The 14488-nt window shown below is 61.8% G+C and carries 10 protein-coding genes; 2 read left to right on the top strand and 8 right to left on the bottom strand.

Features of this window, described 5'->3' with window-relative positions; genetic code table 11:
* Positions 1 to 160: 160 nt before the first annotated feature.
* From UB23_RS10025 to UB23_RS09995, 7 genes are all read right to left on the bottom strand, one after another.
* A complete protein-coding gene (locus tag UB23_RS10025; RefSeq protein WP_045059172.1) occupies positions 161 to 1690 on the bottom strand; it encodes a DHA2 family efflux MFS transporter permease subunit in 1530 nt (509 codons plus the stop codon).
* 73 nt (positions 1691 to 1763) lie between these two features.
* The gene (locus UB23_RS10020) at positions 1764 to 2969 is read right to left on the bottom strand and encodes an efflux RND transporter periplasmic adaptor subunit (RefSeq protein ID WP_045059171.1); all 1206 of its coding nucleotides are present in this window, start codon (positions 2967 to 2969) and stop codon (positions 1764 to 1766) included.
* A gap of 15 nt (positions 2970 to 2984) precedes the next feature.
* Positions 2985 to 4448, bottom strand: coding sequence for an efflux transporter outer membrane subunit (locus UB23_RS10015; RefSeq protein ID WP_045059170.1), 1464 nt, complete (start codon positions 4446 to 4448; stop codon positions 2985 to 2987).
* Positions 4445 to 4918, bottom strand: coding sequence for a MarR family winged helix-turn-helix transcriptional regulator (locus tag UB23_RS10010; protein ID WP_045059169.1), 474 nt, complete (start codon positions 4916 to 4918; stop codon positions 4445 to 4447). The genes UB23_RS10015 and UB23_RS10010 overlap by 4 nt, the downstream gene beginning before the upstream one ends.
* Positions 4919 to 5200: 282 nt before the next feature.
* Positions 5201 to 8875, bottom strand: coding sequence for a translocation/assembly module TamB domain-containing protein (locus UB23_RS10005; RefSeq protein WP_045059168.1), 3675 nt, complete (start codon positions 8873 to 8875; stop codon positions 5201 to 5203).
* Positions 8872 to 10599, bottom strand: coding sequence for an autotransporter assembly complex protein TamA (locus tag UB23_RS10000; RefSeq protein ID WP_045059167.1), 1728 nt, complete (start codon positions 10597 to 10599; stop codon positions 8872 to 8874). The genes UB23_RS10005 and UB23_RS10000 overlap by 4 nt, the downstream gene beginning before the upstream one ends.
* 65 nt (positions 10600 to 10664) lie before the next feature.
* Entirely contained in the window at positions 10665 to 11315 is a 651-nt protein-coding gene (locus UB23_RS09995) for a GNAT family N-acetyltransferase (RefSeq protein ID WP_045059166.1), read from the bottom strand.
* A 265-nt stretch (positions 11316 to 11580) separates the two neighbouring features.
* On the opposite strand from UB23_RS09995, the gene xthA reads away from it, so the two are divergent.
* Together xthA and UB23_RS09985 are read left to right on the top strand one after the other, a co-directional pair.
* Entirely contained in the window at positions 11581 to 12393 is an 813-nt protein-coding gene (xthA, locus tag UB23_RS09990) for an exodeoxyribonuclease III (protein ID WP_045059165.1), read from the top strand.
* A gap of 141 nt (positions 12394 to 12534) precedes the next feature.
* The gene (locus tag UB23_RS09985; protein ID WP_045059164.1) at positions 12535 to 13875 is read left to right on the top strand and encodes a substrate-binding domain-containing protein; all 1341 of its coding nucleotides are present in this window, start codon (positions 12535 to 12537) and stop codon (positions 13873 to 13875) included.
* A 73-nt stretch (positions 13876 to 13948) separates the two neighbouring features.
* On the opposite strand, the gene UB23_RS09980 is transcribed toward UB23_RS09985, so the two are convergent.
* Positions 13949 to 14467 (bottom strand): ankyrin repeat domain-containing protein, encoded by a 519-nt coding sequence (locus UB23_RS09980; RefSeq protein WP_045059163.1) that lies wholly within the window; start codon positions 14465 to 14467, stop codon positions 13949 to 13951.
* Positions 14468 to 14488: the final 21 nt, after the last annotated feature.

The following is a 14488-nucleotide window of genomic DNA, read 5'->3' as shown; positions in this document are numbered from 1 at the left end:
AGACAAGGTCAGGCGCAAGTCCTGCCTTCAGGAGCCATCGGCCTCCCCCAGAAACACATCTTTGTATGTCAGCACCAACGAGCTTAGACCTCTCTCGCTGGGTGCTGGGTCAACATACAAGGAGCTGCCGCAGGCTGCGATCTTTTTACAGCCACAACCATTAATGCCCTGCCGACGCAGGCCCGGCCTTGGCGGCAAATGGCGGTTTGGCCAGCCACACGATCAGTATCAACCCCATGAACCCCCACCCCAGCAGCGTGAAATAATCCACGGTGGAGAGCATGTACGCCTGGCTGGTCAGCACATGATCGAGTTGCGCATAGGCCGGGTTGCCAGGGCCGCCCAGGGCATTGAGCGCGTCACGGGTGGCGGGCTCGTAGGTGCTGATGCTTTCACTCATGTAGGCGTGGTGTTGATCCGCCCGGCGAATCCAGATCCAGGTGGTCAGCGATGCCGCAAAGCTGCCGCCCAGGGTGCGCAGGAAAGTCGCCAGCCCGGCGCCGTCGGCGATCTGGCTCGGTGGCAGGTCTGACATCAGGATGCTCAGCGTTGGCATGAAGAACAGTGCCACGCCAATGCCCATGAATAACTGCACCAGCGCGATGTGCTGGAAGTCCACTTCGTTGGTGAAACCGGCGCGCATGAAGCAGCTCAGGCCAATCGCCAGGAACGCCAGGCCGGCCAGCAGGCGCAGGTCGAATTTGTGCGCGTACTTACCGACAAACGGCGACAGGATCACCGGCAGGATACCGATCGGCGCCACCGCCAGCCCGGCCCAGGTCGCGGTATAGCCCATCTGGGTTTGCAGCCACTGCGGCAGGATCAGGTTGATCCCGAAGAACCCGGCATACCCCAGCACCAGCACTATTGTGCCGATACGGAAGTTGCGGTGGGCAAACAGGCGCAGGTTGACCACCGGATGCTGGTCGGTCATTTCCCAGATGATGAACACCGCCAGGGCAATCACCGAAATGGCCGCGCCGATGATGATGAAGTTGGATTCGAACCAGTCCAGGTCATTACCTTTGTCGAGGATCACCTGCAAGGCGCCGACCCCGATGATCAGGGTGATCAGGCCGACGTAATCCATCGGCTGGCGACTGGTTTCCACCGGGCGCGCCTTCAGTTGCTGACGCACGACCATCACCGCGAAGATACCGATCGGTACGTTGATGAAGAAGATCCACGGCCAGCTGTAGCTGTCGGTAATCCAGCCGCCGAGGATGGGACCTGCAATCGGCGCCACCACCGTGACCATCGCCAGCAACGCCAGGGCCATGCCGCGCCTCGCAGGTGGATAGACCGCAATCAGTAACGTCTGCGTCATCGGGTACAACGGCCCTGCGACCAGGCCCTGGACCACCCGGAACAGGATCAGCTCCGGCATCGAGGTGGAAATGCCGCACAGGAACGAGGCAATCACGAACAGGATGGTCGCCCAGAGAAACAGCTTCACCTCACCGAAGCGCCGGCTGAGCCAGCCAGTCAGCGGCAGGGCGATCGCATTGCTCACGGCAAACGAGGTGATGACCCAGGTGCCCTGCTCCGAACTGACCCCCAGGTTGCCGGAGATCGTCGGCAGCGCCACGTTGGCAATGGTGGTATCGAGCACCTGCATGAAAGTCGCCAGCGACAGGCCGATGGTGCTGAGCAACAGGCTGGGAGGCGTGAAAGAGGCGTTATTGCTCATCGCAAATCCTTTGGAGCTTCAGACCCTCTGGGCGCGGGCAAGCCCGCTGCCACAGGGTTTGTGTGGTTGCGAATCAGCGTTGCGCGGTCTTGCTCGCCGCGGCGCTGTTGTCGTGGATCAGTTGGGCGATCATTGCATCGGCTTCGGCCAACTGACGGTCGTAGACGTTGGTGCTGAACGAGGCCTTTTGCGGCGGCTGTTGCGCCAGCACCGGACCGCTCTGGTCATGCAGGTTCACATCGACCTGGGTCGACAGCCCGACGCGCAATGGATGCCTGGCCAGCTCTTCGGCGTTGATATGAATCCGCACCGGCACCCGCTGGACGATCTTGATCCAGTTACCGGTAGCGTTCTGCGCCGGCAGCAGGGCGAACGCGCTGCCGGTTCCGGCGCCAAGGCTGTCGATGGTGCCGCTGTACTTCACGTCACTGCCATAGAGGTCGGCTTCGATGTCCACCGGCTGCCCGATGCGCATGTCGCGCAGCTGGGTTTCCTTGAAGTTGGCGTCGATCCACAGTTGATCCAGGGGAATCACCGCCATCAGCGCGGTGCCCGGTTGAACCCGCTGGCCCAATTGCACCGTGCGCTTGGCGACATAACCGGTAACCGGAGCGATCAAGGTGCTGCGGGCGTTGGTCAGGTAGGCCTGGCGTAGTTGCGCGGCGGCGGACATGACGTCCGGGTGCGACGAAACCACAGTGTCATCCACCAGCGCGCTGGTGGTTTTGAGTTGCTGGCGGGCATTGGCCAGGGCGTTTTGCGCCGAGGTCAGGTCATCGCGGGCGTGGGACAGTTCTTCCTGGGAGATCGCCCCGCCGGCTGCCAGGTTCTTGCGTCGATTGAAGTTGTCCTGGGCCTTCTGCACTTCCGCCTGCTGGGCGTTGACCTGGGCTTTCATGCCGTCGACATTGCTGTACAAGCCGCGAACCTGACGCACGGTGCGGGCCAGGTTGGCCTGGGCACTTTGCAGCCCGACTTCGGCGTCATTCGGGTCGAAATTGATCAGCACCTGACCTTCATGCACCAGGTCGCCATCGTCGGCACCGATGCTGACCACGGTGCCGGTAACCAGCGGAGTGATCTCCACCACGTTGCCGTTCACATAGGCATCGTCGGTGCTCTCGTTCCAGCGCCCGTAGAGTTCGTGATAGGCCCAGACGCCAGCACCGGCGAGGATCACGACAATGGCCAGAAGCACCAGCATGATCTTGCGCTTGCGCGGATTGCCGGTGTCCTGATGAGCATCGGCGGCTTTTTGAGTGTTTTCGGCAGTGGCCATGACAGTTACCTTGAATTAGTTGTGCTGCGTGGCTGAAGTGGCGGCCGCCAGGGTGTCACCCTGGAAGCCTCCGCCCAGCGCCTGCATCAGTTGGATCGACAGGTCGATCTGCTCGGCATTCAGGTTGGCCAGCTGACGCTGGGCCTGGAGCAATTGCTGCTCGATGCTGAGCACGTCCAGGTAGTTACCGATGCCGGAACCGTAGCGCTGGACCACGGTGTCGTAGGATTGCCGGGCGATCTCGGTGGCGTGCTGCTGCGCGCCGATCTGCCGGCCGATATCTCGCAGCTGATTGATCGAGTCGCTGACATCGCCGAGTGCCTTGACCAGGCTTTTGTTGTACTGCGCCACCGCGAGGTCATAGTCGGCGTCGCGGGAATCGAGGTCGGCACGCAGGCGGCCGCCGTCGAAAATCGGCAGGGAAATCGTCGGCCCGACGTTGAAGAAACGACTGGCCGAGCCAAACATTGCATCCCCCAGCAGCGATTCGAAGCCAGCCGCGGCGCTCAGGTTGAGGTTGGGGTAGAAGCGGGTCTTGCCGGCGGCAATGTTCTTGCTCGCGGCTTCGACTCGCCAGCGCGCGGCGATCAGGTCCGGCCGGCGACCGAGCAGTTCGGCCGGCAGCACCGATGGCAGTGCCACGGCGCTGGCCTGGAGGACTTTGGGCCGGGGGATTTCATTGCCGCGATCCGGGCCCTTGCCGAGCAGCACCGCCAGGGCGATCTTCGCGCTGTTCAGGCGTTTTTCAGCATCGATCAGGCTGGCCTGCGAGCTGGCTTCCAGGCTTTCGGTCTGCTGGAACTGATACTGGCTGTCGATACCCGAACTCAGGCGGCGCTTGCTCAGGTCGAGCATCTGCCGGGTACGCTTGAGGTCTTCGCTGGCCAGGTCATGGATGATGTGGGCCTGGCCCAGATCGCTGTAGGCCCGGGCGACGTCGGCGGCCAGGGTCAACTGCGCGGCCTGTTGGTCGACTTCGGCGGCACGGGCCTCGCCCAGTGCAGCTTCCCAGGCGTCCCGCTGCCCACCCCAAAGGTCGAAGTTGTAATTGAAACTGGCACCGAGGTTACGCAGGGTGGAATACGCCCCGCCCTGCCCCTGCGGGTCCTGATCCCGAGCCAGGCGGGACCGACTGACCCCGGCACTGGCATCGAGCGTCGGCATGCGCTCGGCATCGGCGGCGTAGGCTGCGGCGCTGGCCTGATGCGCGCGAGCCTCGGCAATCTGCATGTCGGGGCTGTCTTGCAGGGCTTCGCGGATCAGCCCGTCAAGTTGCGGGTCGCCGAGGCTCGTCCACCAGGCGCTTTTCGGCCAGGCGGCAGGCGACAAGGTGACGCCGGTCAGCGACTGCCCGGCCTTGAGACTTTTTGCATCCAGACTGACGCCTTCGGTTTTCAAGCCACTGTAATTGGCACAACCCGCCAGGGTCATGGCCACCAGCACCAGGCTCAAGCGGGTGCGCGAGAGTTTACTGCTCATTTATCACCTACCCGCAGCAAGGTGATGGAGTCACCCGCCGCGACTAAAATTTTCTTCAGGATCTGTTCCAGGGTCGCCAGCTCTTGCTCAGTGATGGCGCCAGCCAATTCGTTCATGGCTGCCGCGCCGATGTCTGGCAGGCGGTCAGCCAGCTGCTGGCCTTGTGCAGTGAGTACCAGCTGCACTTGACGACGGTCGGCTTCCGAGCGCTGGCGGGCGAGGAAACCTTTGTGCTCCAGGCGATCGAGCATTCGCGTCATGGAACCGCTGTCCAGCGACAGGTGACGGCAAAGTTCGGCCGGGGTGTCGACGCCGAACTGGGCCATGATGATCAACACTTTGAACTGCGCGGCGGTAATGCCGTGAGGTTCCATGTGGGTGTCGATGATCCGGTCCTTGAGCAGCGCAGCTCGCCCGAGCAGGAGCCCGAGGTGGCAGTTCTTGAAGTCGTCCGGGGTGAAGTGTTTCATCTGGCCACCGATTAGCTGCCTAGGCAGAGAATGTATGACAAGATGTTACTGCCTAGGCAGCGAATGTCAACGTAATAGTTAGGATGCTTTGTATTTGAGTGATAAATGGAGGAGGCATTGGTGGCCGTACCGACGCCTTCGCGGGCAAGCCCGCTCCCACAGGTTCCGTGTTACACCTGTGGGATTGGTGACTCTTGAAGTGAGATCCCTGCAGGACATCCGATCCCTGTGGGAGCGGGCTTGCCCGCGAAGGCAGCGACTCGGTTTTAGAGGGAACGCGGCTTAGAAATCGCGCTTGTAGAAGATATCCAGTGAACTCGCCACGCCACCCGCCGCTTCCAGGTAAACCTTCTTGCTCAGCTTGTAACGCAACGCAATGGTATTGGCCGGCTCGAACACCCCAACCCCATACCGCAGGCTGAGTTTTTCCGAGATATTGCCGCTGGCGACCACGGCGGTCTGGTCGCCACTGCCCTGGGTGTCGAGCTGGAAGTCCTGAATGCCCAGGTTCTTGGCCAACCCGCTGGTCACCCCGGCACTGCCCATCAAACCCAGGCCCAGTGCCGCCTGGGCAAGCATGTTGTTATCGCCGCCATCCGTACTCAGCGGCCGCCCCAGCACCAGGTAGGACAGGGCCTGCTCCTGGCTCAATGCTGGTTCGGAGAAGATCTGCGTGGTGGGCTGTTCGGCGCTGCCACTCAGGCGAATGCCGGCGATAACGTCATCGGTCTGGCGGATGGCCTCGATGTCCAGGAACGGCTGATCCAACGGCCCGGCAAACAACAAACGGGCCCGGCGCACGGTCAGGCGCTGGCCGTAGGCGCGGTAACGACCGTCGTTGAGCCAGAGCTCGCCGCGGGTGTCCATGTTGTCGCCGATGTGCACGTGGCCCTGTAGGTTGGCCGTCAGGCCAAAACCGGCGAAGCTGAGTTTGTCGGCGCCCACCTCCACATCAATGTCCATTTTCATCGCCAGTGGCGGCTTGCCTTGCTCGGTCTGCTGACCCACGATGACCGTGTCATCGGAGACCTTGACCGTCGATGGCGGCAACTCGCGCACGGTGATTTCCCCTCTGGGCACCAGCACTTTGCCGGCGACCGCCAGCTCATCGCCTTTCATCGAGATTTTCAGGTCCGGGGCCACCTCAAGCTTTGCATAGGGTTCGACGGACACCGGAAGCTGCGAGCCCTTGAGTGCCAGGTCCACCACCAGTGCCTGGCCCCAGGCGATGTTGCCATTGAGCGTGCCCTGCCCGGTCTTGCCGCTTTTCCAGCCGCCGTTCAACTGCACGGTTTCCCCGGCGATCACTGCCTGCAGCTGCAGGGCTTGCAGTTCGATCGGCAATTGCGGTCCGGACACTTCGCCATCGCTCAACAGCAGATTGCCGTTAACCAAAGGCGCCATCAGGGTGCCGCCGATCGTGCCGCTGCCATTCAGGCGCCCGGTGATTTTTTCGACCATCGGCACAAACGGCCGGGCCACGGACAAGTCCAGGCCATTGAGGCGGAACGTGCCACTCATGGGTTTGTTTGCCGGCAGCGGGTTGATCTGGGCCTGAACCCGCAGCTCCCCCAGCTTGCCGCCGACGAAGTTCAGGTCGGTGTCGATGCGCTTGGGGGTCATTTTGCTGGTGAGCAGCAAGGCCTGGTACGGGAAGTCCAGCCACTGATCCTTGTCGCGCACTCGCAGCGTGCCGCCACTGGCATCGATGCTGATCTGGCCATTCGGACCGCTGGCGGGCAGATCCAGCTGCAGGTCGGCGTTAAGCGCGCCTTTCCAGGCGAAGTCCTTGGGCAACCACTGCGCCAGGCTCTCGATCGGGAATTGTTTCAGGTGATAGCGCAGCTTGGGCTCGGGCATCAGGCGCTGGTCTTCACCGCACAGGCTGGCCGGGCCGGACCGCCAGCAATGGGCGCCGAAGTTGATTTTACCGTCGGCCAGGCGTTCAAGCTTCGCCGGGCCCTGCAACCTCCAGTCCTGGCCGCCGGCCTGGATATCACCAGTGGCCAGGCGTCCGCGCCAGTTGCCTTGGTCCAGCGCGCCGTCCAGACCGAGGGCGAGCTTGAGCTGCGGCCCTTGCAGGGCAAGGCTGAGTTTCTGATTCTTGATGTCACCCTGACCGCTGGCAGTGAGCGTGCCCAGCGCGGTATCACCGGCCCGGATGCCGCTGCCCTTGAGATCGATTTTCGCCCGCTGCGCACTGTCCAAGGTCGCGTCCAGGTTCAGGCTTTGCAAACGATTGTCCTGGAAAGCCAGCTGAGTGCCTTGCAGGCCGAGTTTGCCTTGTGGCGCCTTGAGTGTACCGGCGACGTCCATCCGGCCATTGAGCTGGCCGCGCAGTTGTGGCCACAGCTGCGCCAGACGCGGCATCTTGATATCGATCTGGCCGGCGAGTTTCTGCTGCAGGCTGCCCTTGCCATTGATGCTGTTGTCGCCCAGGCGAATCTGCAAGGCACTGAGGTTCCATTGCTCGCCGGCGCCATCGGCCTTGGCCTGGATGACCGCAGGTTGACCACGCAGCTTGCCCTTGAGGTCGAGGTCGGCGTTGAGGCTGAGCTTGTCATTTTTCATCTCGCCAGTACTGCGCAGCGGGCCGGCCAACGTGCCCGGCAGCTCCGCGACCCAGTACGCCGGATCGATTGCCGACAGATCCAGCGCGGTATCCCAGGCGATGCCATCGGCAAATTGCAGGTTCAGGTGGCCCTGGGCCTTGCCCTGCCCTGCTTCCAGCTGGATTTGCTGCAGGTAGATTTTAGTCAGGTCGCCTGCGAACGGGCTCTGCAGGCTGAAGGCACCGGCCGGGCCATCCAGCGCAGCCTTGAAGTGCCCCAGGTATTTGCCGTCGGTGTAGGAGACTTCGCCGTTGAAGCTGCGCAATGCCACTTGTGGCTCATCGATCAGCGGATAGACGCGGTGCCAGGGGAAGTCCAGCCAGTCGATCTTGGCATCGGCGCTCAGGCCTTTGCTCCAGTCCAGCTGGCCGGTGAGTTTGAGGTACTGTTTGTCGTTTGCGCTCAGGTCCAGACCGGCAATCTGCGCGCCCTGAGCGTCGACCTTGCCTTGCAGCGCCAGGGCGACCGGGCCTTGTTCCGCCGGCAGCGTAGCCGTGCCGAGGAGCTGGTAGCCGTTTTTCAGGTCACCGGCGCCCGAGAGTTCAAGCTGATTGAGTTGCAGGGTATCCGGAAGAACGGCGCTGGCCTTGAAGCCGTCCGCCGTAATGCGCACCTTGGCCGGCAGGTTCTCCACCAGCGGCTGCAGTTCACCCGTCAACTGCCCGTTCAGATAGCCGCTGCTGTCGGCCTTGAGGTTGAGGGTTTTGAGCAGGTCTCCGTCGATTTTCAGGGCCAGGGCCCAAGGACCGGTGCCAGGCGCGGGCAACGTCAGGTGGCCTTCAGCGGTCAGTGGCCAGTTGCCGCTGGGTTGCAGCAGGCCGGACAGATTCAGGCTCAGTTCGTCGCGCTGCAGCTTGACCGAGTCAATCTTCAAGCCCTGGGCGGTCCAGTGTGCGGCCAGTTGCAAGCCCCTGAGCTCTTCGCTGCCGTTGAACAGCAGGCTCCCGACCTTGACATCACCCAGCTCGATGGCCAGCGGCAGGTCCAGGTCAGGCAGGCTGATTGGCCCGCTGCTGTCTTGGTCGGTGCCCGGTGGAAACTGCAGGCTGACCTGCTCGGCCTGCAACTGCTCGATGCACAGGGTCCGGCGGGCCAGGCAACCGGGTGACCAGGCGAAGATCGCCTTGTTCAACTCAACCCGGCTGCTGTCCTGCTGCCATACCAGATGATCGGCGCTCCATTGACCGCCCAGGCGACCCTGGAAATTGTCCACACTCAAGCCCGGCACGAAACCCAGCGCCCAGCGACTGCCCGCCGCCGTCCCAAGCACGGTGGAGACAGCCAGAATAATCAGCAGCAACAGGCCGAGCATGGCCAGCAGCGTTATCTTCAAACCACGATTCACAACTCGGGCCCCATGGAAAAGTGCAGTCGAACGCCACCCTCGTCATCCAGCGCGTGGGCCAGGTCAAGGCGGATCGGCCCCACTGGCGAGATCCAGCGCACGCCGATACCGACGCCGGTCTTGAGGTTCGGCAATTCGAGCTTATTAAAGGAGTTGCCCTGATCCACAAAGGTCGCCACCCGCCATTTTTCGGCGACCGAGTATTGGTACTCGGCACTGGCGGTGACCATGTACCGGCCACCAATCCGGTCGCCCTCGGAGTTTTCCGGGGACAGGCTCTGATAGTCGTAACCACGTACGCTCTGATCACCACCGGCGAAGAACCGCAGCGACGGTGGTATCGACTTATAGCCGTTGGTGGCGCTACCGCCAACCTGGACCCGGCCAAGGAAGCGGTGTTTGTCGAATACCGTGGTCAGGCCTTTGACCAGCGCCGTGCCGTACAGCAGGTTGTTGTCCGAGCCCAATCCCTCCTTGGCCACCTTGGTCTCGAATTGCAGGCGATAGCCGTTGTGCGGGTCGATGCGGTTGTCGCTTTTCAAATAGGAATAACTGACCCCGGGCATCAACAGGGTACTGAGGCCCGAGTCGTCGCCGAGTCGATATTCCTCGCGCTGCCACTTCAGCGACACCACGCGCTGCCAACCGCTGGGCAACTTGCTGTGCCACTCGGGACCTATGGTCAGCAGCTTGCTGAGTGAGTCCTTGTCGGCGATTTCTTCGCTCTGGTAGCCGCCAGCGAAACGCAGCTTGTCCGTCAGGGGCGGGTCCAGGGGGATGTCGTAGAAAATCCCGACGTTCTGCCGGGGTGCCGATATTTCGGTTTCCCAGCCGTAGCTGTGGCCCTGGGGATTGACCCAGTGACGCGTCCAGTTGGCCTTGACCCGCGGGCCGACGTCGGTCGAATAACCCAGGCCCAGCCCCATGGTGCGCGGCTTGCGGGTGTCGAGCTTGACGTCGACCGGGATCACATTGTTTGTCGAAGCGGTGGGGGCTGCATCGACCCGCACACTTTCAAAATAGCCACTGGACTGCATCGCCTGATTGAGTTCGGCGATCAGCTCGGAGTCGTACGGAGCGCCTTCCTTGAAGGGCACCATGCGCCTGAGCAAATCTTCGTCGAATGGCGTGTCGCCCTCGAAATTGACCTTGCCCAGGGAGTAACGCGGGCCGCTCTGGTAGACCAGATCGATATCGGCTACGCCCGCCCTCGGGTCGACCGACAGAGTCTGGCGGGAAAAATGCCCACTGAAAAAACCGAAACGCGACGCCTGGTTCTGGATCAGGCGCTTGGCGTCTTCGTAATTGCCATGGTTGAGCACTGCGCCGGTTTTCAGCGCCGCACTTTTGGGAACACGAAAGGATCTCAGCGACGCCGCCGGTCCTTCGACTCGAATAGTGACATTGCGCAGGTGAATCGGCTCACCGGGATCGACGTTGAGAATCAGCCGTGGACTCTTGCCGCCCTTCACGTCCGTCTCGATCTGCGGCTGGTAATAACCCAGGGCCTGGGCAGCCTTGCGCGCCTGCTCCTCGGCACCGCGGCTGAAGCGCAACAAGGCTTCTTCGTCACGATCGCCGAGGCTGCCGATATAGCCCTCTATATTGGCCTTGAGTTCATCGTTGGACGGTTTGACCCGCACATCCAATTCACTTTGCGCCAGCGCTGTGCAGCTGGTTATCAGCATCAGCACGCTACTGGTAATTCTTCCTGGAAACTTCATAGGCGCGGATGCTATCACGAGCTTGGGAGCGTGATAGAGCCTGGTTTGCGCGCAAAGTTCGTCCTTTATGCGGTGGCGGTTTGCAGGACCTGGGGGTTGGCGTGAAAAAATACGTGCTCACGTACCGGGCCAATAGCCACTTCACCGATCTCCTCATAGCCCTGGCGCTTGTAAAATTCCAGGTAACGCGGGTTGCCGGTGTCCAGCACAACGCCCTGGGAGTGCTCATCGACGGCGCACCAGTTGTGCACAGCCTGTAACAATTGTTCGCCGAAGTGCTTGCCCTGAAATTGCGGATGAATACCCAGCAAGGGCAGCAGGTGCACCGAGTCGGACGGCACGCACGCCATGACCGCATCGTGGTATTCCAGGTAGCGGCGGGTGCAGCGAAACCCGGTACTCAGGACCATGCGCAAACGCCATGCCCAACTTTCGGTGATCCCCAGGCGACGTTGCGGCGGCGCGATCAGGGCGATGCCAATCAGGCGGTCGTTGACCAGCAGGCCGATGGCGGGCAAGTCCTGGAGGAAATGCTGCTTGACCAGCTCGCGCACGGTGGCGCGCACTCGCTGCTCGTAGCCGGGACGTTCGGCTTCGAACAGATAGCTGAACGTCGGCTCGTGGCGGTAGGCCTGGTAAAGCAACGAGCGGGCTTCGCGGGAATAGCCACTGTCGAGCATGTGGATATCGGCAATGGCGGTCGAGGTTTCGGGCATAACGGCAAATCTCCCCGGGGCACCGCTCAAAATGGCGGCGCTCTTGTTGGTACGAGCCTCTGGGTGCCGGCACAGTTCCTTGCTGGTTTGAAAACAGCAGGTGCGCAGGGTCTAACAAGGTATAGACCAAGTGAATCGCAGGTGTGCGCGGGGCTCGCCGACCTGCGAGCCGCGGGATGGACAAGTACAGCCGAAAACACACCAACGGCTGGCCCCTCGAAGGCATGTCAGTTAGCATCGCCCTTTTGCGCCAGGACTGCCGACCATGAAGATCGTCTCCTTCAACATCAACGGGCTGCGTGCTCGCCCGCATCAGCTGGCGGCGCTGATTGAGAAGCATCAGCCCGACGTGATCGGGCTGCAGGAAACCAAGGTCCACGATGACCAGTTCCCGCTGGCCGACGTGCAAGCGCTGGGCTACCACGTGTATTTCCATGGGCAAAAAGGCCACTACGGTGTGGCCCTGCTCTCTCGCCAGGAACCCCTGGAGCTGCACAAAGGTTTCGCCACCGATGACGAAGACGCCCAGCGCCGATTCATCTGGGGCAAGTTCGCTGATGCCAACGGCGTGCCGGTGACGATCATGAACGGCTACTTCCCACAAGGTGAAAGCCGCGATCACCCGACCAAGTTCCCGGCCAAGGAACGCTTCTACAATGACTTGCAGCAACTGCTGGAAAGTCAGTTCAGCAATGAGCAGCCGGTTGTAGTCATGGGTGACGTCAACATCTCCCCGGAAGACTGCGACATCGGCATCGGGCCGGACAACATGAAGCGCTGGTTGAAGACCGGCAAGTGCAGCTTCCTGCCGGAAGAGCGTGAGTGGATGGCGCGGTTGAAGAACTGGGGGCTGGTGGACAGCTTCCGGCACCTGAACCCGCACGTGACTGATCGCTTCAGCTGGTTCGATTACCGTAGCCGTGGCTTTGAGGATGAACCCAAGCGTGGGCTGCGGATCGACCTGATCATGGCGTCCCATGGCTTGTTGCCACGGGTGAAGGATGCGGGTGTGGACTATGAATTGCGCGGGATGGAAAAACCGTCGGATCATGCGCCGATCTGGCTTGAGTTGAGTTGATATTTAAAAGATCGCAGCCTCGTTTCACTCGACAGCTCCTACACATCTCCTGCGCACGCTGCGATCTTTTGAGCTGTCATCTTTATGAAACCCTACTGACTTAATCTGCGGGCACTTCCTTTGCTCTTGTAGGGTGCCAGCATGCTGCTGCGCGTTTTGTTCCTGTTGCTGCTGGGCGTTGTCACGCCCGTATCGGCGTTGGCGGTTGCGTTACCCCTGCCCGAGCACGGCCCGGTGTTACGCATCCAGGGTTCCAACACCATCGGCGCAGCCTTGGGCCCGGCGCTGGTCGAAGGGCTGCTGCGCGAACAAGGTGTGCTCAAGGTTCATCGCGAAGCGCCAGGCAAGACCAACGAAGTGCGCGTCGTCGGCGAAACCGTCGAGGGGCGTCGGGTGGAGGTCGAGATCGCCGCGCACGGCTCCAGCACCGGCTTCACTGCGCTGCAAAGCGCCTCTGCCGACCTCGCCGCCGCCTCGCGCCCGATCAAGGACAGCGAACTCGCCAGCCTGCAATCCCTGGGCGACCTGAAGAGTGCCGGTGCCGAGCAGGTCATTGCAATCGACGGCCTGGCGATCATCCTGCATCCGGATAACCCGCTGAAACAACTGACCACCGATCAACTGGCGCGCATCTTCAGTGGTGACATCAGGACGTGGGAAGAAGTCGGTGGCAGCGGCGGGACGATCCATCTTTATGCGCGCGATGATCACTCCGGCACTTACGACACCTTGAAGGAACTGGTCCTCAACGGTCGTGGGAAAACCCTGAGCGCCAGCGCACAACGCTTCGAGTCCAGCGAGCAATTGTCGGACGCCGTCAGCCAGGACCCTCAGGGCATCGGCTTTATCGGTTTGCCGTACGTGCGCCAGGCCAAAGCCGTGGCGATTGCCGACGGTGCTTCCCAGGCGATGCTGCCACTGAACAATCTGATCGCCACCGAAGACTATCCGCTGTCACGTCGACTGTTCCTTTACCTGCCGCCCAGAGGCAATAATCCCTGGGCACAGGCGTTGGTGAAATTCGCCCAGGGCAGTCAGGGCCAGGAGATTGTCGCAGCCAACGGGTTTATCGCGCAGACCGTCCAGGCCATGTCGGTAAGCCCCAATGCGTTGATGCCAGAGGAGTATCAAACCCTCAGCCGACATGCGCAGCGTCTGACCGTGAATTTTCGCTTTGAAGAAGGCAGTGCCACCCTGGACAACAAGGCGCGCCAGGACCTGTCGCGAGTGCTGGACTATATAAACCAGCGCGACAAGGCCGATCGGCAGGTGACGCTGGTGGGATTTGGCGATGCCAAGACTGACCCTGCACGCGCCGACCTGTTGTCGAAGCTGCGGGCCATGGCCGTGCGGCGCGAGCTGGCCAAGCGCGGTGTGGTGCTGCGCGAAATCCGCGGTTTTGGCGCGCAGATGCCGGTGGCGGCGAACAGCGCGGATGAGGGACGGATCAGGAATCGGCGGGTTGAGGTCTGGGTTTACTGAATAAACTGGAATCTGTCACAGCCCCGTGGCGAGCTGGCTCGCTCGCCACGGGTTTTTCAACCGGCTTGAGCCATTAGCTCAGCAACTTCTCCAGCTGCGCCGTGGTGTCCACTGCGCCCATCGTCTTCGCAGCATCCAGCGCCGATACGCCGTTGGCATCCTTGGCTTTCGGATCAGCGCCTTTGCTGATCAGATAGTCGACGATGGCAACTCGGTTGAACATGGCCGCCATCATCAGCGCGGTACGGCCGTCGAAGGATGAGCCTTCGACTTGCGCGCCACCGTCGACCAACGCGCTGACCACCGCCAGATCGCCCTTGAACGCAGCGCCGGCGATCGGGCTCTGGCCATTGTCGTTGCGGATTTCCGGGTCGGCCTTGTGCTCGAGCAGCACTTTCACCGTGTCGACATGGCCATGGTAGGCCGCAAGCATCAACAGGGTGTCACCCTTGTGGTTGCGCAAGTTCGGCGGCAGGCCTTTGGACAGCAATGCGGCCATCATGGCCGCATCGCCCTCGCGCGCCTTGTTGAATACCTGTTCGGCGAATTCAGCGGCTTCTTCGGGGGTCATCTGGCGGCTTTGGTCTGACATGGTGGCTCCACTTTCTGTGTA

Origin of the sequence: Pseudomonas sp. ES3-33, assembly GCF_000952175.1 — a bacterium.
Taxonomy (GTDB): domain Bacteria; phylum Pseudomonadota; class Gammaproteobacteria; order Pseudomonadales; family Pseudomonadaceae; genus Aquipseudomonas; species Aquipseudomonas gregormendelii.
Note: the sequence above shows the minus strand (reverse complement) of the source record. Positions and strands in the feature narration are given on the sequence as shown.

What these genes read in the sequence shown, in the direction of transcription:
- UB23_RS10025 (WP_045059172.1), bottom strand. Translation starts at nt 1,690, where the DNA reads ATGAGCAATAACGCCTCTTTCACGCCTCCCAGCCTGTTGCTCAGCACC.
- UB23_RS10020 (WP_045059171.1), bottom strand. Translation starts at nt 2,969, where the DNA reads ATGGCCACTGCCGAAAACACTCAAAAAGCCGCCGATGCTCATCAGGAC.
- UB23_RS10015 (WP_045059170.1), bottom strand. Translation starts at nt 4,448, where the DNA reads ATGAGCAGTAAACTCTCGCGCACCCGCTTGAGCCTGGTGCTGGTGGCC.
- UB23_RS10010 (WP_045059169.1), bottom strand. Translation starts at nt 4,918, where the DNA reads ATGAAACACTTCACCCCGGACGACTTCAAGAACTGCCACCTCGGGCTC.
- UB23_RS10000 (WP_045059167.1), bottom strand. Translation starts at nt 10,599, where the DNA reads ATGAAGTTTCCAGGAAGAATTACCAGTAGCGTGCTGATGCTGATAACC.
- UB23_RS09995 (WP_045059166.1), bottom strand. Translation starts at nt 11,315, where the DNA reads ATGCCCGAAACCTCGACCGCCATTGCCGATATCCACATGCTCGACAGT.
- xthA (WP_045059165.1), top strand. Translation starts at nt 11,581, where the DNA reads ATGAAGATCGTCTCCTTCAACATCAACGGGCTGCGTGCTCGCCCGCAT.
- UB23_RS09985 (WP_045059164.1), top strand. Translation starts at nt 12,535, where the DNA reads ATGCTGCTGCGCGTTTTGTTCCTGTTGCTGCTGGGCGTTGTCACGCCC.
- UB23_RS09980 (WP_045059163.1), bottom strand. Translation starts at nt 14,467, where the DNA reads ATGTCAGACCAAAGCCGCCAGATGACCCCCGAAGAAGCCGCTGAATTC.